The organism is Pseudomonas lyxosi (genome assembly GCF_047758685.1).
GTDB classification, from domain to species: Bacteria; Pseudomonadota; Gammaproteobacteria; order Pseudomonadales; family Pseudomonadaceae; genus Aquipseudomonas; species Aquipseudomonas lyxosi.
In genome coordinates, this window is sequence record NZ_CP180481.1 from 1,847,586 (window position 1) to 1,867,953 (window position 20,368).

20 protein-coding genes and 1 pseudogene are annotated in these 20,368 nt (G+C 60.1%); 10 read left to right on the forward strand and 11 right to left on the reverse strand.

Features of this window, described 5'->3' with window-relative positions:
• Nucleotides 1–10 precede the first annotated feature (10 nt).
• The 10 genes from hutG to ACMXYI_RS08740 all read left to right on the forward strand — a co-directional run bounded on the left by hutG (nt 11) and on the right by ACMXYI_RS08740 (nt 12,038).
• Nucleotides 11–811, forward strand: coding sequence for an N-formylglutamate deformylase (hutG, locus tag ACMXYI_RS08695; protein ID WP_415772828.1), 801 nt, complete (start codon nt 11–13; stop codon nt 809–811).
• A 239-nt stretch (nt 812–1,050) separates the two neighbouring features.
• Nucleotides 1,051–1,998: a choline ABC transporter substrate-binding protein gene (locus ACMXYI_RS08700; RefSeq protein WP_415772829.1), complete on the forward strand. Its 948-nt coding sequence runs from the start codon at nt 1,051–1,053 to the stop codon at nt 1,996–1,998.
• Nucleotides 1,998–2,918, forward strand: coding sequence for an alpha/beta hydrolase (locus ACMXYI_RS08705; protein WP_415772831.1), 921 nt, complete (start codon nt 1,998–2,000; stop codon nt 2,916–2,918). Before ACMXYI_RS08700 ends, ACMXYI_RS08705 begins: the two co-directional genes overlap by 1 nt.
• A gap of 113 nt (nt 2,919–3,031) precedes the next feature.
• A complete protein-coding gene (pip, locus tag ACMXYI_RS08710) occupies nt 3,032–4,003 on the forward strand; it encodes a prolyl aminopeptidase (protein ID WP_415772833.1) in 972 nt (323 codons plus the stop codon).
• Nucleotides 4,000–4,437, forward strand: a complete 438-nt coding sequence (gene dtd, locus ACMXYI_RS08715) for a D-aminoacyl-tRNA deacylase (protein WP_415772835.1) — start codon at nt 4,000–4,002, stop codon at nt 4,435–4,437. Before pip ends, dtd begins: the two co-directional genes overlap by 4 nt.
• A gap of 321 nt (nt 4,438–4,758) precedes the next feature.
• Nucleotides 4,759–6,609 (forward strand): glucan biosynthesis protein G, encoded by a 1,851-nt coding sequence (locus tag ACMXYI_RS08720; RefSeq protein ID WP_415772837.1) that lies wholly within the window; start codon nt 4,759–4,761, stop codon nt 6,607–6,609.
• On the forward strand, nt 6,602–9,172 hold the full coding sequence (gene mdoH, locus ACMXYI_RS08725) for a glucans biosynthesis glucosyltransferase MdoH (RefSeq protein ID WP_415772839.1): 2,571 nt from the start codon (nt 6,602–6,604) through the stop codon (nt 9,170–9,172). The genes ACMXYI_RS08720 and mdoH overlap by 8 nt, the downstream gene beginning before the upstream one ends.
• 208 nt (nt 9,173–9,380) lie before the next feature.
• On the forward strand, nt 9,381–10,178 hold the full coding sequence (locus ACMXYI_RS08730; protein ID WP_415772840.1) for a transporter substrate-binding domain-containing protein: 798 nt from the start codon (nt 9,381–9,383) through the stop codon (nt 10,176–10,178).
• Nucleotides 10,179–10,351: 173 nt separating this feature from the next.
• Complete coding sequence (locus tag ACMXYI_RS08735) at nt 10,352–11,311, forward strand: amino acid ABC transporter permease (protein WP_415772841.1); 960 nt, start codon at nt 10,352–10,354, stop codon at nt 11,309–11,311.
• Entirely contained in the window at nt 11,304–12,038 is a 735-nt protein-coding gene (locus ACMXYI_RS08740) for an amino acid ABC transporter ATP-binding protein (RefSeq protein WP_046045596.1), read from the forward strand. Before ACMXYI_RS08735 ends, ACMXYI_RS08740 begins: the two co-directional genes overlap by 8 nt.
• A gap of 157 nt (nt 12,039–12,195) precedes the next feature.
• Here ACMXYI_RS08740 and ACMXYI_RS08745 read toward each other — a convergent pair whose 3' ends face one another.
• The 11 genes and pseudogenes from ACMXYI_RS08745 to ubiE all read right to left on the reverse strand — a co-directional run bounded on the left by ACMXYI_RS08745 (nt 12,196) and on the right by ubiE (nt 20,286).
• Nucleotides 12,196–13,059, reverse strand: coding sequence for a methyl-accepting chemotaxis protein (locus ACMXYI_RS08745; RefSeq protein ID WP_415773875.1), 864 nt, complete (start codon nt 13,057–13,059; stop codon nt 12,196–12,198).
• A pseudogene (locus ACMXYI_RS08750) lies at nt 13,051–14,112 on the reverse strand (methyl-accepting chemotaxis protein); the annotation flags it as partial. The pseudogene ACMXYI_RS08750 and the gene ACMXYI_RS08745, both read right to left, overlap by 9 nt.
• A 107-nt stretch (nt 14,113–14,219) precedes the next feature.
• The gene (locus tag ACMXYI_RS08755; RefSeq protein WP_415772842.1) at nt 14,220–14,927 is read right to left on the reverse strand and encodes a 16S rRNA (uracil(1498)-N(3))-methyltransferase; all 708 of its coding nucleotides are present in this window, start codon (nt 14,925–14,927) and stop codon (nt 14,220–14,222) included.
• Nucleotides 14,924–15,718 carry a twin-arginine translocase subunit TatC gene (tatC, locus tag ACMXYI_RS08760; protein ID WP_415772843.1) on the reverse strand — a complete coding sequence of 265 codons (795 nt, stop codon included), beginning with the start codon at nt 15,716–15,718 and terminating at the stop codon, nt 14,924–14,926. The genes ACMXYI_RS08755 and tatC overlap by 4 nt, the downstream gene beginning before the upstream one ends.
• Nucleotides 15,715–16,176 (reverse strand): Sec-independent protein translocase protein TatB, encoded by a 462-nt coding sequence (gene tatB / locus ACMXYI_RS08765; RefSeq protein ID WP_415772845.1) that lies wholly within the window; start codon nt 16,174–16,176, stop codon nt 15,715–15,717. Before tatB ends, tatC begins: the two co-directional genes overlap by 4 nt.
• Nucleotides 16,177–16,186: 10 nt before the next feature.
• A complete protein-coding gene (locus ACMXYI_RS08770; RefSeq protein ID WP_415772847.1) occupies nt 16,187–16,459 on the reverse strand; it encodes a twin-arginine translocase TatA/TatE family subunit in 273 nt (90 codons plus the stop codon).
• A gap of 25 nt (nt 16,460–16,484) precedes the next feature.
• Nucleotides 16,485–16,817 carry a phosphoribosyl-ATP diphosphatase gene (locus tag ACMXYI_RS08775; RefSeq protein ID WP_007899279.1) on the reverse strand — a complete coding sequence of 111 codons (333 nt, stop codon included), beginning with the start codon at nt 16,815–16,817 and terminating at the stop codon, nt 16,485–16,487.
• Nucleotides 16,810–17,211: a phosphoribosyl-AMP cyclohydrolase gene (hisI, locus tag ACMXYI_RS08780; RefSeq protein WP_007899278.1), complete on the reverse strand. Its 402-nt coding sequence runs from the start codon at nt 17,209–17,211 to the stop codon at nt 16,810–16,812. The genes ACMXYI_RS08775 and hisI overlap by 8 nt, the downstream gene beginning before the upstream one ends.
• A gap of 80 nt (nt 17,212–17,291) precedes the next feature.
• Nucleotides 17,292–18,896, reverse strand: coding sequence for a ubiquinone biosynthesis regulatory protein kinase UbiB (ubiB, locus tag ACMXYI_RS08785; RefSeq protein ID WP_415772849.1), 1,605 nt, complete (start codon nt 18,894–18,896; stop codon nt 17,292–17,294).
• Nucleotides 18,893–19,516: a ubiquinone biosynthesis accessory factor UbiJ gene (locus ACMXYI_RS08790; protein ID WP_111449382.1), complete on the reverse strand. Its 624-nt coding sequence runs from the start codon at nt 19,514–19,516 to the stop codon at nt 18,893–18,895. The genes ubiB and ACMXYI_RS08790 overlap by 4 nt, the downstream gene beginning before the upstream one ends.
• Complete coding sequence (gene ubiE, locus ACMXYI_RS08795) at nt 19,516–20,286, reverse strand: bifunctional demethylmenaquinone methyltransferase/2-methoxy-6-polyprenyl-1,4-benzoquinol methylase UbiE (protein ID WP_007948968.1); 771 nt, start codon at nt 20,284–20,286, stop codon at nt 19,516–19,518. The genes ACMXYI_RS08790 and ubiE overlap by 1 nt, the downstream gene beginning before the upstream one ends.
• Nucleotides 20,287–20,368 lie beyond the last annotated feature (82 nt).

Genomic DNA, 20,368 nt, shown 5'->3' on the forward strand with positions numbered 1-20,368 from the left:
GAGAACAGTTGTGGATAAGGTTCTGAACTTCAAACAAGGTCGCGTACCGCTGCTGATCAGCATGCCCCACGCCGGCCTGCGCCTGACCCCGACGGTCGAAGCCGGGTTGATCCCCGACGCGAAAAGCCTGCCGGACACTGACTGGCATATCCCGCAGCTTTACGAATTTGCTGCCGAGCTGGGCGCCAGCACCTTGGCCGCCGAGTACTCGCGTTTTGTCATCGACCTGAATCGACCGTCTGACGACAAGCCTTTGTATGTCGGCGCGACCACCGGCCTGTATCCGGCGACGCTGTTCGACGGCATTCCGTTGTTCCGCGAAGGGCATGAGCCGTCAGCGGCGGAACGCGCGACTTACCTGGAGCAGATCTGGACGCCGTACCACAGCACTTTGCAGAACGAGCTGGCGCGACTGAAGGCCGAGTTCGGCTACGCGCTGCTGTTCGATGCGCACTCGATCCGCTCGATCATCCCGCACCTCTTCGACGGCAAACTGCCGGACTTCAACCTTGGCACCTTTAACGGCGCCAGTTGCGATCCACAGTTGGCCACTCAGCTGGAAGCCATCTGCGCGCGCCACGGCGATTACAGCCATGTGCTGAACGGTCGTTTCAAGGGCGGCCACATCACCCGGCATTACGGCAATCCGGCTGAGAACATCCATGCGGTGCAACTGGAGTTGGGCCAGTGCACGTACATGGAAGAGTTCGAGCCGTTCCGTTATCGCCCGGACCTGGCGGCGCCGACGCAGGTGGTGCTCAAGGAATTGCTGCAAGGGCTGCTGGCCTGGGGCGAGAAACACTACCGGTAACTGATCGTTCCCACGCTCCCGCGTGGGAATGCCTCAAGGGACGCTCCGCGTCCAGTGACGCGGAGCGTCACGGGCTGCATTCCCACGCAGAGCGTGGGAACGATCGATCAGGACAGTCGCCACCGTGCAAAACACGGTCGCCACAGTTCGCTTTTACCCTCTCGACGCTGCGTAATGTTCTGGGCACGGTGCACGAAGACACCGGCCCTCACAATAATCTGCCGCACGAGACTCCCCCAATGAAAAGACTGTTCACCCGCTGTCTCTCAATCCTCTGCGGCACTGCTCTCCTGAGCACCAGCGTTCTGGCCAGTGACGACGCTTCCTGCAAGGCCGTGCGCATGGGCGTGGTCAACTGGACCGACGTGATCGCCACCAGTGGCATGGCCGACGTGCTGCTCAATGGCCTCGGTTACGAAAGCAAGCAAACCAGCGCCGTGCAGCAAATCATCTTCGCCGGCATCCGCGACAAGCGTCTCGATATCTTCCTTGGTTACTGGAAACCGGCGATGGACAAAAACATCGCGCCGTTCGTGGCCGCCAATCAAGTGAAGGTCATGGACAAACCGAGCCTGGCCGACGCCCAGGCAACCCTCGCCGTACCTGAGTATGTCGCCGAAGCGGGTCTGAAAACCTTCGCCGATATCGCCAAATTCAAGGATCAGCTCGGCGGCAAGATCTACGGCATCGAGCCGGGCAGCGGCGCCAACACCACCATTAAAACCATGATCGAGACCAATCAATTTGGCTTGAAGGATTTCAAGCTGATCGAGTCGGGTGAGGCCGGCATGCTTGCCGCCGTTCAGCGGGCGGTGAATCGCAAAGAGTTCGTGGTGTTCGTCGGCTGGACCCCGCACCCGATGAACATCAACATGAAGATCGCCTACCTGACCGGCAGCGAAGACGTTTACGGCCCGAACGAGGGCGCCGCCACCGTTTCCACCGTGACCGCCCCGGACTACGCCCAGCGCTGCCCGAACGTAAACCGTCTGCTGGAAAACCTGACCTTCACAGCGGCCCAGGAAAGCCAGTTGATGGTGCCGATCATGGAGCGCAAGACGCCGCAGGATGTCGCCAGACAATGGCTGCGAGATCATCCCGAGGATCTGCAGCGCTGGCTCGGCGGTGTCACCAGTTTTGATGGTAAGGATGGCGTGGCGACCGTTCAGACCAGTTTGAAGCTTTGATGAGTTCCTATCCGTTATCCGGGCAAATGGCGGCTTTCGTCGAGAGAACCGTCAGCTTCAACAGCACCGACAGCAGCCTCAACGGTTTGCGTCAGGCCTACAGCGAAATGTGCCGGGCGTTCACTCCGTCACGTCCCGCCGGGCTTTATGTGGTGGATTTTGAATTGGCCGGCGTGCCGGTGCGGTCTTATCAACCGCCGGTTTCGCCACCGACCAGTGGTTGTCCGTGCATCGTGTATCTGCACGGCGGTGGGTGGGTGGTGGGGGATCTGGACTCCCACGAATTCATCTGCGCCGAACTGGCGTCGACGCTCGGTGTGCTGGTGATCGCCGTCGATTATCGGTTGGCGCCGGAACATCCGTTTCCGGCGGCGTTCGAGGATTGTCTGGGTGTCTGGCGCGCGCTACGGACCGGGCCATTCCGGCTCGATCCCGAGCGAACGCTGGTGGCCGGGGACAGCGCAGGTGGCAACCTTGCGGCTGCGTTGTGTCTGGCGTTGCGCGATGCGGGCGAGCCATTGCCGGCGGCTCAGGTGCTGATTTATCCGGGACTGGGCGGTGATCACCGATTGCCGTCGCGCAGCGAATGTGTCGATGCTCCCTTGCTCAGCAGCAGCGACCTGGATTGTTATCACGCCCTGTACTTGCGCGGCACTGGACAGCCAAGTGCCTATGCGATGCCGTTGCTCGCCGAGGATTTCAGGGGGTTGCCGCCGGCCTTGATCGCCGTGGCGCAATTCGATCCGTTGCGCGATGACGGCATGCTCTACGCCGAGCGACTGAACGCAGCAGGCGTGGCAGCGACGCTCTATTACGGGGAGGGGTTGGTTCACGGCTGTTTGCGGGCTCGGGGGCAGGTCGCCGAGGTCGACGCACTCTATGAAACGCTGCTCGGCTATTTGTCTGAAAAAACGGGCTGAGAAACTCTGACTCTGCAAGGCATGCTCATTGGCGTAATTCGGGTTTATGATGCCGGACGGCAGAATAATAGATGTCCCCCCAGGGATGACCTCGACCCCTTACGGAGCGCGCAATGCAGACTTTGTACCCGCAGATCAAACCCCACGCCCGGCACGATCTGGCCGTCGATGAAACCCACACGCTGTATGTCGACGAAAGCGGTTCGCCGGAAGGTTTGCCGGTGGTGTTCATCCACGGCGGCCCCGGCGCCGGGTGTGATGCCCAGAGCCGTCGGTATTTCGATCCGAACCTGTATCGCATTGTGACCTTCGACCAGCGCGGTTGCGGTCGTTCCACGCCCCACGCCAGCCTCGAAAACAACACCACCTGGGATCTGGTCGCCGACCTTGAGCGAATTCGCCAGCACCTTGGCATCGAAAAATGGGTGTTGTTCGGCGGTTCGTGGGGCTCGACCCTGGCGCTGGCCTACGCGCAAACCCACCCGGAGCGTGTGCACGGTCTGATTCTGCGCGGGATTTTTCTCTGCCGTCCGCAGGAAATCGAGTGGTTCTACCAGTGTGGCGCCAGTCGTCTGTTCCCCGATTACTGGCAGGACTACATCGCGCCGATCCCGCTGGACGAGCGCGAAGACTTGCTCTCGGCTTTCCACAAGCGCCTGATCGGTAACGATCAGATTGCCCAGATGCACGCGGCCAAGGCCTGGTCCACCTGGGAAGGCCGGACCGCCACCCTGCGCCCGAACCCGATGGTGGTCGATCGTTTCTCCGAGCCACAGCGCGCACTGTCGATTGCCCGTATCGAATGTCACTACTTCACCAACAATGCGTTCCTTGAGCCCAACCAGCTGATCCGCGACATGGGCAAGATCGCCCATTTGCCTGGCGTGATCGTCCACGGTCGCTACGACGTGATCTGCCCGCTGGATAACGCCTGGGAACTGCATCAGAACTGGCCGAACAGTGAATTGCAGGTGATCCGTGACGCCGGCCATGCCGCCTCCGAACCTGGCATTACTGACGCACTGGTTCGCGCCGCTAATCTGATGGCCCGTCGTCTGCTCGACCTGGCCCCTGAAGAAGCATGAAGGGCCTGCTGCAACGCGTGCGTGGCGCGCGAGTCGAGGTAGCAGGGGAGGTGGTTGGCGCCGTCGATCAGGGTTTGCTGGTATTGGTGGCGGTCGAGCCCGAGGATACTCGGGCCAGCGCCGACAAACTTCTGCAGAAACTGCTTAACTATCGTGTATTCAGTGACGCCGAGGGCAAGATGAATCTGTCCCTGGCAGATGTAGGCGGTGGGTTGCTGCTGGTCTCACAGTTCACCCTGGCCGCCGATACCAAGAGCGGGTTGCGTCCGAGTTTTTCGACCGCTGCCCCTCCGGCCCTTGGCGAGGAACTTTTCGACTATCTATTAAGCAAAGCGAAACAGGTGCATGGCACTGTGGCATCAGGTAGATTCGGCGCGGATATGCAGGTGCACCTGGTCAACGACGGCCCGGTAACCTTCCTGTTACAGACCTGAAAGCGCTTGAAACATGTTTTTAAGGGCATTTCGACTGAAAACAGGCGTTTTTCGCGATAAATACTTTGTTACCCCTGATGCGTTGTAACGCGGCCTACTAGATAATCGCGCGCTACGGGGATCAGCGTTCGTTGGTCCATTTTGACTTAGGTAGAGACTTGTCCTGGACCTCTTGGGGAATCATTTAGCCCCATAGGAGTCGGAACAATGCTCGCCAACTTGGCAAGAGTGGTCTGTAGGGTCGGTTTTTTCATGCCGCACACCTCACAGGCACTTTAACTGGCCGTTGGTTTTTTGATCTGTTTTCGGCGAGGGTTGCTCGTGATTGTTAGTCCCTGTAATGCACCAAAATTGTCTGCCAAACGGTTACGAAGCGCTCTGGTAGCGGGCTCTGCACTGCTCTGCCTGCTCAGCGCCGGTCAGCTTTGGGCATTCAATCTGGATGATGTATCGGTCAAGGCAAAAGAGCTGGCCGGGCAGAAATACGAAGCTCCGCGCAGTAACCTGCCGAACGAGTTCCGCGAGATGAAATTCGCGGACTATCAAAAAATTCGCTTCCTGACCGAAAAAGCCGAGTGGGCCGATCAGAAGACTCCGTTCAAGCTGTCGTTCTATCACCAGGGTATGCATTTCGATACGCCGGTGAAAATCAACGAAATCACAGCTAACACCGTCGAAGAGATCAAATACGACCCAAGTCGTTTCGATTTTGGCGACGTGAAGTTCGATCCTAAAGCCACCGAGCAACTGGGTTATGCCGGTTTCCGTGTGCTGTACCCGATCAACAAGGCTGACAAGCAAGACGAAATCATGACCATGCTCGGCGCGAGTTACTTCCGCGTTGTCGGCAAGGGTCACACCTATGGCTTGTCCGCTCGCGGCATGGCCATCGATACCGCGTTGCCATCCGGCGAAGAATTCCCGCGTTTCACCGAGTTCTGGATTCAACAGCCAAAACCGGGTGACAAGCACCTGGTGATCTTTGCCCTGCTGGATTCGCCACGCGCTACCGGTGCCTATCGCCTGACCCTGCGTCCGGGCAGCGACACCGTTGTCGACGTCAAGGCCAAGATGTTCCTGCGTGACAAGGTCACCAAGCTTGGCGTTGCGCCGCTGACCAGCATGTTCCTGTTCGGCGCCAATCAGCCGTCGAAAGTGCTGAACTACCGTCGCGAACTGCATGACTCCAGCGGTCTGTCGATCCATGCCGGCAATGGCGAGTGGATCTGGCGCCCACTGAACAACCCGAAACACCTGGCGGTCAGCAACTTCTCGATCGAGAACCCGCGCGGTTTCGGCCTGCTGCAACGTGGCCGCGACTTCAGCCACTACGAAGACCTCGACGACCGCTACGACAAGCGCCCAAGTGCCTGGATCGAACCAAAAGGCGATTGGGGCAAGGGCTCCGTCGATCTGGTAGAGATTCCGACTGCCGACGAAACCAACGACAATATCGTTGCGTTCTGGAGTCCGGAAAAACTGCCTGAGCCTGGCCAGCCGCTGGACGTCGCTTATCGCATGCACTGGACCATCGACGAAGCCGCGCTTCACGCACCGGACAGCGCCTGGGTCCAACAGACCCTGCGTTCCACGGGTGACGTGAAACAGTCCAACCTGATTCGTCAGCCGGACGGCAGCGTCGCCTATCTGGTGGACTTCGAAGGCCCGTCCCTTGCGGCATTGCCGGATGATACGGACGTTCGTAGCCAGGTCAGCGTTGGTGAGAATGCCGAGCTGGTCGAGAACAGCGTACGTTACAACCCTGAAACCAAGGGCTGGCGCCTGACGCTGCGAATGAAAATCAAGGATCCGGGCAAGCCTACCGAGATGCGTGCTGCACTGGTCAAGAACATCGTGACTGCCGACCTGGCCAAAACATCGTATCCGGCATCCAATTCTTCCGTCGCCAAGGCTGACAAGATTGCCGCTCGGCAGCAGGAGAAGCTGGACAAGGAAGCCAAGGAAGCGAAGGAAACCAAACAGGCTGAGGCCAAGCAGGTTGAAGCCAAGCCGGCGGCCGAAGCCAAGCCAGCCGCAGATTCCAAGGACAAGGACAACAAAGACGCCAAGCAGCCTGTTGCTGCCGAGGCGGCCCCAGCCACACCGGAATCGGTACCGACTGAAGAAGTCCTGACCGAGACCTGGAGCTACCAGTTGCCTGCCGATGAGTAATTCTCAAGTACAGCCAGAGACTCTTGCCGAGTATCTGGCGCATCTGCCAATGACCGACGAGCAGCGCGCGGAACTCGCGGGCTGCCAGTCTTTCAGCGAATTGCATGAGCGCCTTTCGTCCTCGACGTTCGACGCGCCGACCGAGGCTGCTCAAGCTTCGGTGGGCCGGCGCCTGACCCTGAACACTGCCGAAGAACTGGCCGACGCTGAAATGCTGGTGCTCGACGCCAGCGGCCGGGTCTGCCTGCGGGCAACCCCGCCGATTCGTCGGACCAAAGTCGTGCCGGAACCGTGGCGCACCAACATTCTGGTGCGTGGCTGGCGTCGTCTGACCGGTCGCACCAATCCGCCGGCCCCGCCGAAGGATGAGCGTGTGCTGCCGGCTGCTCGCTGGCGCACCGTCGGTTCGATCCGCCGCTACATTCTGTTGGTGCTGATGCTCGGCCAGACCATCGTCGCCGGCTGGTACATGAAAGGCATCATGCCGTACCAGGGCTGGTCGTTCGTCGACCTGAACGAAGTGCTGCATCAACCGCTGTCGCAAACGGCTACGCAAGTGCTGCCGTATGCACTGCAAACCAGCATCCTGATCTTGTTCGGGATTCTGTTCTGCTGGGTGTCGGCCGGTTTCTGGACCGCGTTGATGGGCTTCCTCGAGTTGCTCACCGGTCACGACAAATACCGCATTTCCGGTAAAAGCGCCGGTAACGAGCCGATCCCTACGGACGCTCGCACCGCCCTTGTAATGCCGATCTGCAACGAAGACGTGCCACGGGTGTTTGCCGGTTTGCGAGCGACCTTCGAGTCGGTTGCGGCCACGGGTAATCTGGATCGCTTCGACTTCTTTGTCCTCAGCGACAGTAACGACGCCGATATCTGCGTCGCCGAGCAACAAGCCTGGCTGGACGTTTGCCGTGAAGCCAAGGGCTTCGGCAAGATCTTCTATCGCCGCCGCCGTCGTCGCGTCAAACGTAAAAGCGGTAACCTCGACGACTTCTGCCGTCGTTGGGGCGGTGATTACAAGTACATGGTCGTGCTCGACGCGGACTCCGTGATGAGCGGCGATTGCCTGACCAGTCTGGTGCGCTTGATGGAAGCCACCCCGGACGCCGGGATCATTCAGACCGCGCCGCGCGCTTCGGGCATGGACACGTTGTATGCACGCATGCAGCAGTTCGCCACCCGCGTGTACGGTCCGCTGTTTACCGCCGGTCTGCACTTCTGGCAGTTGGGCGAATCCCACTACTGGGGCCACAACGCGATCATCCGCATGAAGCCGTTCATCGAGCACTGCGCCTTGGCGCCGTTGCCTGGTAAAGGCGCGTTTGCCGGTGCAATTCTGTCCCACGACTTCGTTGAAGCGGCGCTGATGCGTCGTGCCGGCTGGGGCGTGTGGATTGCCTACGACTTGCCGGGCAGCTACGAAGAATTGCCGCCGAACCTGCTGGACGAACTCAAGCGTGACCGTCGCTGGTGTCACGGCAACCTGATGAACTTCCGGCTGTTCCTGGTAAAAGGCATGCACCCGGTGCACCGTGCGGTGTTCCTGACGGGCGTGATGTCTTACCTGTCGGCGCCGTTGTGGTTCTTCTTCCTCGTGCTGTCGACGGCGCTGCTGGCGGTCAACACGCTGATGGAACCGCAGTACTTCCTTGAGCCACGCCAGCTGTATCCGTTGTGGCCACAATGGCACCCGGACAAGGCGATCGCGCTGTTCTCGACCACCGTCGTGCTGCTGTTCCTGCCGAAGTTGTTGAGCATCATCCTGATCTGGGCCAAGGGCGCGAAAGAGTTCGGTGGCAAGTTCAAGGTGACGTTGTCGATGCTGCTGGAGATGCTGTTCTCCATGCTGCTGGCGCCGGTGCGGATGATTTTCCACACCCGGTTCGTACTCGCCGCGTTCCTCGGCTGGGCCGCGACCTGGAACTCGCCGCAACGTGACGACGATTCCACGCCATGGAGTGAAGCGGTAAAACGCCACGGTCCGCAAACCTTGCTGGGCTTCTTCTGGGCCCTGCTGGTGATCTGGCTGAACCCGAGCTTCCTCTGGTGGCTGGTGCCGATCGTCGGTTCGTTGATGCTGTCGATTCCGGTGTCGGTGATCTCCAGTCGAGTTGGCCTGGGCCTCAAGTCCCGTGACGAAAGCCTGTTCCTGATCCCTGAGGAATACAATCCGCCACAGGCGTTGCTGGCGACCGACCAGTACACCCACGAAAACCGTTGGCATGCGCTGAACGACGGCTTCGTCCGGGCAGTGGTCGATCCACAGCAGAACGCCTTGGCGTGCTCGCTGGCGACTTCACGCCACCGTGAGGCCGAGCCGATCGAATGGTTGCGGATCGAACGGGTGCGTCATGCGCTGAAAGCCGGGCCTGAGGGTCTGAGCAACAATGAGCGCGTGGAACTGCTCAGTGACCCAGTGGCATTGGGTCGTCTGCATGAGCAGATCTGGAACGAAGGTCACCCCGAGTGGCTGGAGGCGTGGCGTAAATCGGTGAAAGCCGATCCCCATGCGCCGCTGTTGCCGCTCAAGCCGCTGAGTGCGCAGCCTCAGTTGGCCTAATAAAAAACCCCGCGAAAGCGGGGTTTTTTTTGCGCAGATCAGCGTCGTACAACAATTCCTGCTTAAACCCTTGTGCAAACGAACGAGTGCGTTAGCATCCGTCCCCGAATTGGTGCGCCCGGACAACTTTCTGTTCGTATCTGCCGGTTTTCCAAGGGAAATCCGCGGTTTGCGCGCCTCACAACGCGATGGTTTTGGGGACTTGATGATGAAGAAGTATCTCTCGATGCTGCTGGTCGGCGTCACGGCATTGGTTGCAGTCAACGCGGCGCACGCCGGTGCCATCGATGACGCGGTCAAGCGCGGCACGCTGAAAGTCGGCATGGACCCGACCTACATGCCGTTCGAAATGACCAATAAGCGCGGCGAGATCATCGGCTTCGAAGTCGACATCCTCAAAGCCATGACCAAGGCCATGGGCGTCAAGCTGGAGATGGTTTCCACCGGTTACGACGGCATCATCCCGGCCCTGCTCACCGACAAGTTCGACATGATCGGCAGCGGCATGACCCTGACCCAGGAACGCAACCTGCGCCTGAACTTCAGCGAACCGTTCATCGTGGTGGGCCAGACCCTGCTGATCCGCAAAGAGCTGGAAAGCACCATCAAGTCCTATAAAGACCTGAACACCGCTGACTACCGCATCACGTCCAAGCTCGGCACCACCGGCGAGATGGTCGCCAAAAAGCTTATTTCCAAAGCCAACTACCACGGCTACGACAACGAGCAGGAAGCCGTGCTCGACGTGGTCAACGGCAAGGCCGACGCTTTCATCTACGACGCACCTTACAACGTCGTGGCCGTGAACAAGGTCGGTGCTGGCAAGCTGGTGTTCCTCGACAAGCCTTTCACCTACGAGCCACTGGCCTTCGGTCTGAAGAAGGGTGACTACGACAGCATCAACTTCATCAATAACTTCCTGCGCCAGATCCACGAAGACGGCACCTACGATCGCATCCATGACAAGTGGTTCAAAGACACCGCTTGGCTCAAGGACATGGAATAAGGATTTCTGCAGCGGTGTGTCAGTAACACCGCGCCGCTCCAATCGCGAGCAAGCTCGCTCCCACAGTTGATCGATGTGAACACAACCTTTGTGTCCGGCGCAGACCCTGTGGGAGCGAGCTTGCTCGCGATGGCGCCCTCCTTGGCGACACAAATTTCGGAATCTGCTTACAGATGAAACAGAAAAAAGCCCAATGGCCGTGGCACGTATTAACCGTGCTGCTGCTGATCGGCCTGGCCGGCGCGTTGTATTACGCCACCTCGCTGATGTCCTACGAATGGCGCTGGAACCGTGTGCCGCAATACTTCGCCTATCACGCCGAAGAGTCCCAGCGTGCCGCCGATATCTCCACCGTCAGCGAACTGGTGCGCAAGGGTGACAAGGCTGAAGTCACCCTGCGCAGTGATGCCGGTGTCGAGCAGCACCTGACCGTCGACGACAACAGCCTGCAAGTCGCCCAAGGTGATGACGTGGCCGAAGGCGACGTGATTGGCGTGACCCGCCATTGGGCCGCCGGACCGCTGATGTGGGGGCTCTGGACCACCTTATGGTTGTCCGTGGTTTCAGGTGTGCTCGGCCTGCTGATCGGCCTGGCCACGGGCCTGTGCCGACTGTCAAGCAACCCGACCCTGCGCGATCTCTCGACGATCTACGTCGAACTGGTGCGCGGTACGCCGCTGCTGGTGCAGATCTTCATTTTCTACTTCTTCATCGGCACCGTGATGAACCTCTCCCGGGAGTTCGCCGGGATCGCCGCGCTGTCGCTGTTCACCGGCGCTTATGTGGCGGAAATCATCCGTTCCGGCGTGCAATCCATCGCCCGTGGCCAGAACGAAGCCGCGCGCTCCCTGGGTCTGAGCGCTGGTCAGTCGATGCGCCACGTGGTGCTGCCGCAAGCGTTCAAACGGGTGCTGCCACCGCTGGCCGGTCAGTTCATCAGTCTGGTCAAGGACACCTCGCTGGTGTCGGTAATCGCCATTACCGAGCTGCTGAAAAGCGGTCGCGAAGTCATCACCACCTCGTTCTCGCCGTTCGAAATCCTGTTCTGCGTGGCCGGTCTGTACCTGTTGATCAACCTGCCGCTGTCGAAAATCGCCAGCCGGCTTGAGCGGAGGCTCGCGCAAAGTGATTGAAGTCCGCGATCTGGTAAAAGTTTTCGACACCCGCGGCCACGTGGTTCGCGCGGTGGATAACGTTTCGACGCACGTCGCCAAGGGCGAAGTGCTGGTTGTGATCGGCCCGTCCGGTTCCGGCAAGTCGACCTTCCTGCGCTGCCTCAACGGCCTGGAAGAGTTTGACTCGGGCTCGGTGAGCATCGATGGCCTGCAACTGGCCGACCCGAAAACCGACGTGAATGCCTATCGCCGCGAAGTCGGCATGGTGTTCCAGCATTTCAACCTGTTCCCGCACATGACCGTGCTGGAAAACCTCTGCCTGGCCCAGAAAGTCGTGCGCAAGCGCGGCAAGAAAGAGCGCGAGGCCAAGGCCTTGGCGTTGCTGGAAAAGGTCGGAATTGCACAGAAGGCCAACGAGTTTCCGTCGCGCCTGTCCGGCGGTCAGCAACAGCGCGTGGCCATCGCCCGGGCATTGGCCATGGAGCCGAAGGTCATGCTGTTCGATGAGCCGACCTCGGCGCTCGACCCGGAAATGGTCGGCGAAGTGCTGGACGTGATGAAAACCCTGGCGGTGGAAGGCATGACCATGGTTTGCGTCACCCACGAAATGGGCTTCGCCCGGGAAGTGGCGGATCGGGTGCTGTTCTTCGATCACGGCAAATTGCTGGAAGACGCCTCACCGGCCGAATTCTTCGATGCGCCGAAGGATCCGCGGGCACAGGCCTTCTTGCGGCAGGTTCTCTAACCTCAGCGCCTGACGAACCGCATTCGCGAGCAAGCCCGCTCCCACATTGATCGGCAGCGCACACAAAACTTGTGTCTGACGCTTAACCCCTGTGGGAGCGAGCTTGCTCGCGATGGCATCACCTCGGTCCTAAGCGGACTGAGGCCCTCGCATCACCTCAAACCTTGAACTTGCCCACCAGCGTCTGCAAATGCGTCCCCAACCGCGCCAGCTCGACGCTGGAGGCCGCGGTCTGTTCAGTAGCTGCCGAGGTCTGCTCGGACACGTCGCGCACGTTCAGCACGCTGCGGTTGATCTCTTCGGCCACGGCGCTTTGCTGCTCAGCTGCAGCGGCGATTTGTTGGTTCATCGCCTGAATCGCTGAGACGGTACGGGTGATATTGGTCAACGAACCTCCGGCGCGGCGAGTCAGTTCGACGCTGCTTTCGGTCAGGGTGCGGCTGTTGTCCATGATAGTGGCGACTTGCTGGGTACCGTTTTGCAGGCCGCCGATCAGTTCTTCGATTTCTTCGGTAGATTTCTGGGTGCGCTGGGCCAGGCTGCGGACTTCATCGGCAACTACCGCGAAACCACGTCCGGCCTCACCAGCACGGGCGGCCTCGATGGCCGCATTGAGGGCCAGCAGGTTGGTTTGCTGGGCCACGGATTTGATCACGTCGAGCACGCTGCCGATTTTGTCGCTTTCGCGCTTGAGATGGCTCATGGCCTCGGTGGAGTTGCCGACTTCCTTGGCCAGGCGTTCGATTTGCGCGATGGCCTCGCCCACCACCTTGTCGCCTTCACGGGCCTGTTGGTCGGCGGCGACAGCAGCTTCGGAGGCTTCTTCGGCGTTACGCGCGACTTCCTGCACGGTGGCGGTCATTTCGTTCATGGCGGTGGCCACTTGGTCGGTCTCGATTTTTTGGCTGTTGACCCCTGCACTGGTCTGTTTAGTGACGGCTGACAGCTGTTCGGAGGCGCTGGCGATCTGCGTCACTCCTTGGCCGATGCCGCTGATCAGTTCCCGCAGGTTGGCGGTCATGCGCTGTATGGTGCTTTGCAGTTGGCCGAGCTCGTCGCGGCGCTGGACATCAAGGTCCTGACTGAGATCGCCGGATGCCACGCGTTCGACCACTTGGAGGGTCTGCTGCAGCGGAATGATGATCTGCCGGGTAATGCTCCACGCGGCGAGAATCCCGAGCAGCAGCGCCAGAGCGGCGGCGATGCTCAGCATGATCTTGGCCTGCCGGGCTTCGTTGTCGCGTTTGCTGGTTTGTATCGCGTTCATTTGTGTATTCAATTCGAACACACGCATGACCTTCTCAGCCATCTGTTTGAAGGCTTGCGTACTGCTGATCAGTGCGTCGTGGTATTGGCCGACGGCACCACGGTAGGCTTTCAGTGCTTCGCCAGCCTGTTGCAGGTTGGTACCATATTGCTCAGGCAGTTTGCCCGACAAGCTGGCGATGCTGCTCAGGGTCTGATCGATGGCATCCAGGGCAGGCTGTTCCGCTTCGGTCTTGCCGCTGTAGGTGTAGCCACGAACCTGGAAGCGTGCTTGTTGGATGAGTTTGCTCAGTTCGATAACGCCGTTGTACTGCGCAATGTTTTCGCTCTGCAATAGCGTTTTTTCAAGCTCGCCAATCAGCAAGACGGCGCGGTCTGCGTTGGTACCAAGGTTGCTGCGGCTGGTTTCGCGGTTCTGTACCGCCGCGGTCAGGTTGTTGAGGTCGTTTTTGTAGTCGCGTAGCAAGACTGACTCTTCATCAAGCATGGCGCGGTCTTTCGGGTCTTGCAGAAGCTGGCGAAGTGCTTGCCCGTCTTGTTCAAGTTTGTCCCGCAGGCGAGCGATTTCAGCGGAGCCTTCAAGGCCCTTCTGCAGTTCAAAACTCAAGCGGGCGACACGCAGGTCTTTACTCAACTCACTCAACTGCGATATGGCCGCAAACTTTTCGCCGCGGTCGATCAAGGTGCTCAGACCCATCCAGCCAGTGGTAGCAATCAGCAGGGTCAGCAGCAATACCAGACCGAATCCCATACCGAGCTTTAGACTGACGCTTACGTTTCCCATACTCTGGGTTAACCATCGAGACATGTGAAGTACTCCATCGCGAACAGACGAAAGCCGGGCTTGGCCGCAGTTTCTTGTTGTTACAACACTGTGTCGGCAGGGCACGCTCGAACTGAAGCGTCCGGGGGAATTCAGAACAAGCGTGAGAGGAGGGCGGTCACGGCGGTTTCGACCCGCAGGATGCGGTCGCCGAGCTGCACCGGTTGCAGGCCGGCCTTGCCCAGCAGGTCGATTTCGTAAGGAATCCAGCCCCCTTCGGGGCCGATGGCCAGGGTCACCGGTTCGTCCAGGCCGCGAGGGCAGGGTGGATAATTTCCGGGGTGGCCGACCAGGCCGAGGGTGCCCTCGGTGATCGCCGGCAGACGGTCTTCGACGAACGGCTTGAAGCGCTTCTCGATGACGACTTCCGGCAGCACGCTGTCCCGGGCCTGTTCGAGGCCGAGGATCAATTGCTCGCGAATCGCCTCGGGCTCCAGGAACGGGGTTTGCCAGAAGCTCTTCTCGACGCGATAGCTGTTCACCAGAATGATTCGTGGCACACCCATGGCCGCCACAGTCTGAAACACCCTACGCAGCATTTTCGGCCGCGGCAGGGCCAGCACCAGGGTCAGCGGCAGCTTGGCCGGTGGTGGCTGGTCGAGGGTGACGCGCAATTCGGCTTCATCGGCGTCCAGGCGCAGCAGTTCGGCCGAGCCCATCAGCCCGCCGATACGGCCGACACGCAGGCTGTCGCCGACAACCGAACGGTGGACTTCCTGCATGTGCGTCAACCGGCGATCACGCAGGATCGCCCGGTCGGCCGCAATGAAGTCGGCCTCTTCGAGAAGCAGCAGGTTCACGGTTGAGTCGCTGGCGGCTGGTCGTTGTGATCGTCGGCCGGTTGGTCGTCAGGGTGCTCGCCGCGCTTGGTGATCAGGCTGCCGAACAGGATGCCGATTTCAAACAGCAGCCACATCGGTACGGCCAACAGCGTCTGCGAGAAGATGTCCGGTGGCGTCAGGATCATGCCGACCACGAAGCAGCCGATGACCACGTACGGGCGGATTTTCTTCAGGTAAGCGACGTTGACCACGCCGATCCACACCAGCAGCACCACGGCCACCGGAATCTCGAAGGCTACGCCGAAGGCGAAGAACAGCGTCATGACGAAGTCGAGGTAGCTGCTGATGTCGGTCATCATTTCCACTCCGGCCGGGGTGGCAGCGGCGAAGAATTTGAAGATCAGCGGGAACACCAGGTAATAGGCGAACGCCATGCCGGTATAGAACAGCAGGATGCTGGACACCAGCAACGGCACCGCAATGCGTTTCTCATGCTTGTACAGGCCTGGCGCGATAAAGCCCCAGATCTGATGCAGGATCACCGGGATCGCCAGGAACAGCGAGACCATCATGGTCAGCTTCAGCGGCGTCAGGAATGGCGACGACACGTCGGTGGCGATCATCGTCGCACCCACGGGCAGGTACTGACGTAGCGGCGTGGAGACGAAGGTGTAGATCTGCTGGGTGAAGGCAAACAACCCGGCGAAGATGATGAAGATCGCGGCTACACAGCGCAGCAGACGGGTACGCAACTCGGTGAGGTGCGAAACCAGCGGCATGTGCTGGTCATTTTCGGGGAGATCGCTCATGAGACTCGCGGCGGCAAAGTGGTGTCGTGAGGAGCCGGCGTTGTCGGCGCGGCAGCAGGAGCAACAGGTTCTACGGACGCGACAACCGGCGCTGGTTCAACAGCTTTCACCGTTTCCGTCGGTGCCGCGGCAGGTGCAGCTTCTGCAATCGGAGCATGAATCGTCTGCTCCGCCACAGGTTCAACCGGCTGAACCGGTGTGGCCTCCTGCTGAGTCGGCGTGAAAATCTTCCGCGCCTCCTGCTCCAGCGACAGAATGTGCTCGTTGTGCAGCTGCCGACGAATCTCGTCGGCACCGATTTCACGTTCAACTTCCGTTTTGATCGCGTTGAAGCTGCGCTTCAGGCGGCCGACCCACAGGCCGGCGGTGCGCGCAGCCCCCGGCAGCCGCTCGGGGCCCAGCACCAGCAGGGCCACGAGGCCGACGAGCAGCAGTTCAGAGAAGCTGATACCAAACATTAGTCAGTGCTCACACGTCTTTGCGGATCGGCTCTTCGACTTTTTGCGCTTGCACGTCGATGGTGTGCGGCTGGTTCACCGAGGACTGCGGCTGAACCGGCGGTACCGGTTGGGCCGGGGTAACGGTCGGATCGGCCGGTTTTTCGTCGTCGTTCATGGCTTTCTTGAAGCCCTTGATCGACTCACCCACGTCAGTGCCCAGGTTTTTCAGTTTCTTGGTGCCGAACACCAGCACGACAACAACCAGGATGACGATCCAGTGTTTCCAGTCAAAAATGCCCATGTTGCTGCTCCTCTCTAATAGTTGTTCAAGCGGACGGGCGCGAGGCTTTCTCGGCGTGTCCGGACAGACCGAAACGACGGTCCAGTTCATCGAGTACAGCCTGTGGATGCTGCCCCAGTTGGGCGAGCATGACCATGCTGTGGAACCACAAATCGGCGGTTTCGTAGATCACATCGCTGCAGTCACCGCTGATGGCGGCATCCTTGGCGGCAATGATGGTTTCGACCGACTCTTCGCCGACTTTTTCCAGAATCTTGTTCAAGCCCTTGTGGTACAGGCTGGCGACATACGAGCTGTCGGCGGCGGCGCCTTTGCGCTCTTCCAGCACTTGGGCCAGACGGGTCAGAGTGTCACTCATGTGTGTGTCCTGCGGAATAGATGGCGTGCGGGTCCTTGAGCACCGGGTCGACAGTTTTCCAGTCGCCGTTCTCGAAGACGCGGTAGAAGCAGCTCTGACGGCCGGTATGGCAAGCGATGTCGCCGATCTGCTCGACCATCAGGATGATCACGTCGGCGTCACAGTCCAGGCGCATCTCATGCAGGGTTTGCACATGCCCGGACTCTTCGCCCTTGCGCCACAGCTTGCCGCGGGAACGAGACCAGTAAATGGCGCGGTTCTCGGCAGCGGTCAGTTCCAGCGCTTCACGGTTCATCCAGGCCATCATCAGGACGCGCCCGGTCTTGTGATCCTGGGCAATCGCCGGCACAAGGCCATCGGCGTCCCACTTGATCTCGTCCAGCCAGTTTTTCATCTTCGACTCCGACAGCGGTTCCACACTTCATGAGTAGAACCCAAGCGTTGAAACAGTGTGCCAGCGTGCGGGGGCGCTGGCTATCGGCGAACGACCAGATACAAACCGACGGCCACCATGATGCCGGCCGGCCAATGACCCAGTTCGTTCAGCGGCCCACCGGCAGCCAGTATGGTGCCGCCGGCCAGGTGCGCACAGCCGAGCAGTCGCAGCAGCCAATCGTCCTTGCGCCGGTGCCACGGTGGCGGCGGGTCGTAGGCGTGGGGCTGGGACATGCGTTCGAGCAGGTCGCGGGCCATGTTGGCCAGGTGCGGCAGCTGTTCGAACTGGCTTTGCACGTTGCCGATCAAGGCTTTGGGGCTGACTCGTTCGCGCATCCAGCGTTCGAGGAACGGCTGGGCGGTGTTCCACAAATCGAGGTCCGGGTACAACTGACGGCCCAGGCCTTCGATGTTCAGCAGGGTTTTTTGCAGCAATACGAGCTGCGGCTGCACTTCCATGTTGAAGCGTCGAGCGGTCTGGAACAGGCGCATCAGCACCTGACCGAAGGAAATATCTTTTAACGGTTTTTCGAAGATCGGCTCGCACACGGTGCGGATCGCCGCCTCGAATTCATTGAGTTTGGTTTCCGCCGGTACCCAGCCCGAATCGATGTGCAGCTGCGCGACACGACGGTAATCACGCTTGAAGAACGCGAACAGGTTGCGCGCCAGGTAGTCCTGGTCTTCCGGGGTCAGGCTGCCGACGATGCCGCAGTCGATCGCAATGTATTGCGGGCTCCATGGCTGTACGGTGCTGACGAAAATGTTGCCGGGGTGCATGTCGGCGTGGAAGAAACTATCGCGGAACACCTGGGTGAAGAAGATCTCGACGCCGCGCTCGGCGAGCATTTTCATGTCGGTGCGCTGGTCGGCCAGGGTCGCCAGATCGGTGACCTGAATGCCGTAGATGCGCTCCATCACCAGCACTTTCGGCCGGCACCAGTCCCAATAGACTTGCGGCACGTAGAGCAGCGGCGAACCGTCGAAGTTACGCCGCAACTGGCTGGCGTTGGCGGCCTCGCGCAGCAGGTCGAGTTCGTCGTAGATGGTTTTTTCGTAGTCCTGGACCACGTCCACCGGGTGCAGCAGGCGCGCGTCGGCCGAGAGTTTTTCGGCGGCGCGGGCGAGGATGAACAGCCACGCCAGATCCTGCGCGATGATCGGCTTGAGGCCTGGGCGGATGACCTTGACCACCACTTCTTCACCGGTTTTCAGCTGCGCGGCATGCACTTGCGCCACCGAGGCCGAGGCCAGCGGTTCGACGTCGAAGCGGCTGAAGACTTCGCTGATCTTTTTGCCGAGCTGTTCTTCGATCAGATTGACCGACACTTGCGAGTCGAACGGCGGCACGCGGTCCTGCAGCTTCATCAGCTCATCGGCGATGTCTTCGGGCAGCAAGTCGCGGCGGGTGGACAGGATTTGCCCGAACTTGATGAAAATCGGTCCCAGGTCCTGCAACGCCAGACGCAATCGCGCGCCACGGCTCAGGTCCAGCGTCCTGCGCGGGAACCAGCGCCACGGCAAGGCGTAGCGCAACGCCAGCAGAAACCATGGCAGTGGCAGGGCGAACAACAGGTCATCGAGGCGGTAGCGAATCACAACGCGCTGGATGCGCAACAAACGGCGGACGGCAAGCAGCTTCATGCGTTATCGCTTGGGTCGAGGGATCGGGAAAGGCGCTCGAAACGCGCCTCGAGACGTTCCAGATCGAGTTTGATCTGGTCCAGTTCACTGAAACGGGCTTCCGCTTCGCGTTGACCGACGAGGGTGCGCGATTCTTCGGCCAGGTACTCGCCAAGGTTCTGATTGAGGCTGGCGAACCCTTGCTGATACCAGCGTGCACGACTGCGCAGGTGACCGCCGAGCAGTTGCGTGGCGACCGGTCCCAGCCAGCGCGAGAGTTCGTACTCCCAGTCCAGTTCAAGGTCCTGAAGGATCGCCGCCAGTTCCAGCAGCACGCCACTGTCGCCGTCGAGTTCGACTTCAGGAGCATGCAGGACCGAAGTCTTGTCCTTGCTCATTGCCAGTTTCAGCAGGCTGGAGGCCGGTGCGCGCAAGGTGCAGTCGGCGCCGGTTTCCCAGTGGGAAGCCAGCATCAAGCCTTCGTCGCTGGGCAGGATGAACACTTGCAGCGCCGGGCTGCGACAATCGACGGCAATCACCTTGCCACTCAAATGCGCCAGCCGCGGCAACGCCGTGCTGTCGAGACGCAGCACCCGGTTCAGACCGAGTTCAACGCTGGCGAGCAGGCCGGCCAGCAACATCAGGGCTTGATGCCACGGTGCAGGGCGACGATGCCTGCGGTCATGTTGTGGTAGGTCACGCGGTCGAAACCGGCCTCGACCATCATCGACTTCAGGGTTTCCTGATTCGGGTGCATGCGGATCGATTCGGCCAGGTAGCGATAGCTTTCCGAGTCGTTGGTGATCAGCTTGCCCATCAGCGGCATGAAGGCGAACGAGTAGGCGTCGTAGGCTTTGGACATCAGCGCGTTGGTTGGCTTGGAGAACTCCAGCACCAGCAAACGGCCGCCCGGTTTCAGCACGCGCAGCATCGAGCGCAGGGCGTCTTCTTTATGGGTAACGTTGCGCAGGCCGAAAGCGATGGTCACGCAGTCGAAATGGTTGTCCGGGAACGGCAGCTTTTCAGCATCGGCCTGGACGAATTCGACGTTGCCGGCCACACCCAGATCCAGCAGGCGGTCACGACCGACCTTGAGCATGGATTCGTTGATGTCGGCCAACACGACCTGGCCGGTCGGGCCAACGAGGTGCGAGAACTTCTTGGTCAGATCGCCGGTGCCGCCGGCGATGTCCAGCACGCGGTTGCCGGTGCGAACGCCCGACAGCTCGATCGCGAAACGCTTCCACAGACGGTGCATGCCGCCCGACAGGAGGTCGTTCATCAAGTCGTACTTGGCGGCTACCGAGTGGAAAACTTCAGCGACTTTTTCCGCTTTTTGGCTTTCCGGAACGTTTTTGAAGCCGAAGTGAGTGGTGGGTTCGGCATCGCTGCCTTTGCGCTGATCAGTCATATCGCTGTCACCAAAAGAGAATGCGGGACATTCTAATCCCGGTGGCCTGCTTTGTCTTGGCAAGGCTGCAGGTAAGATAGGT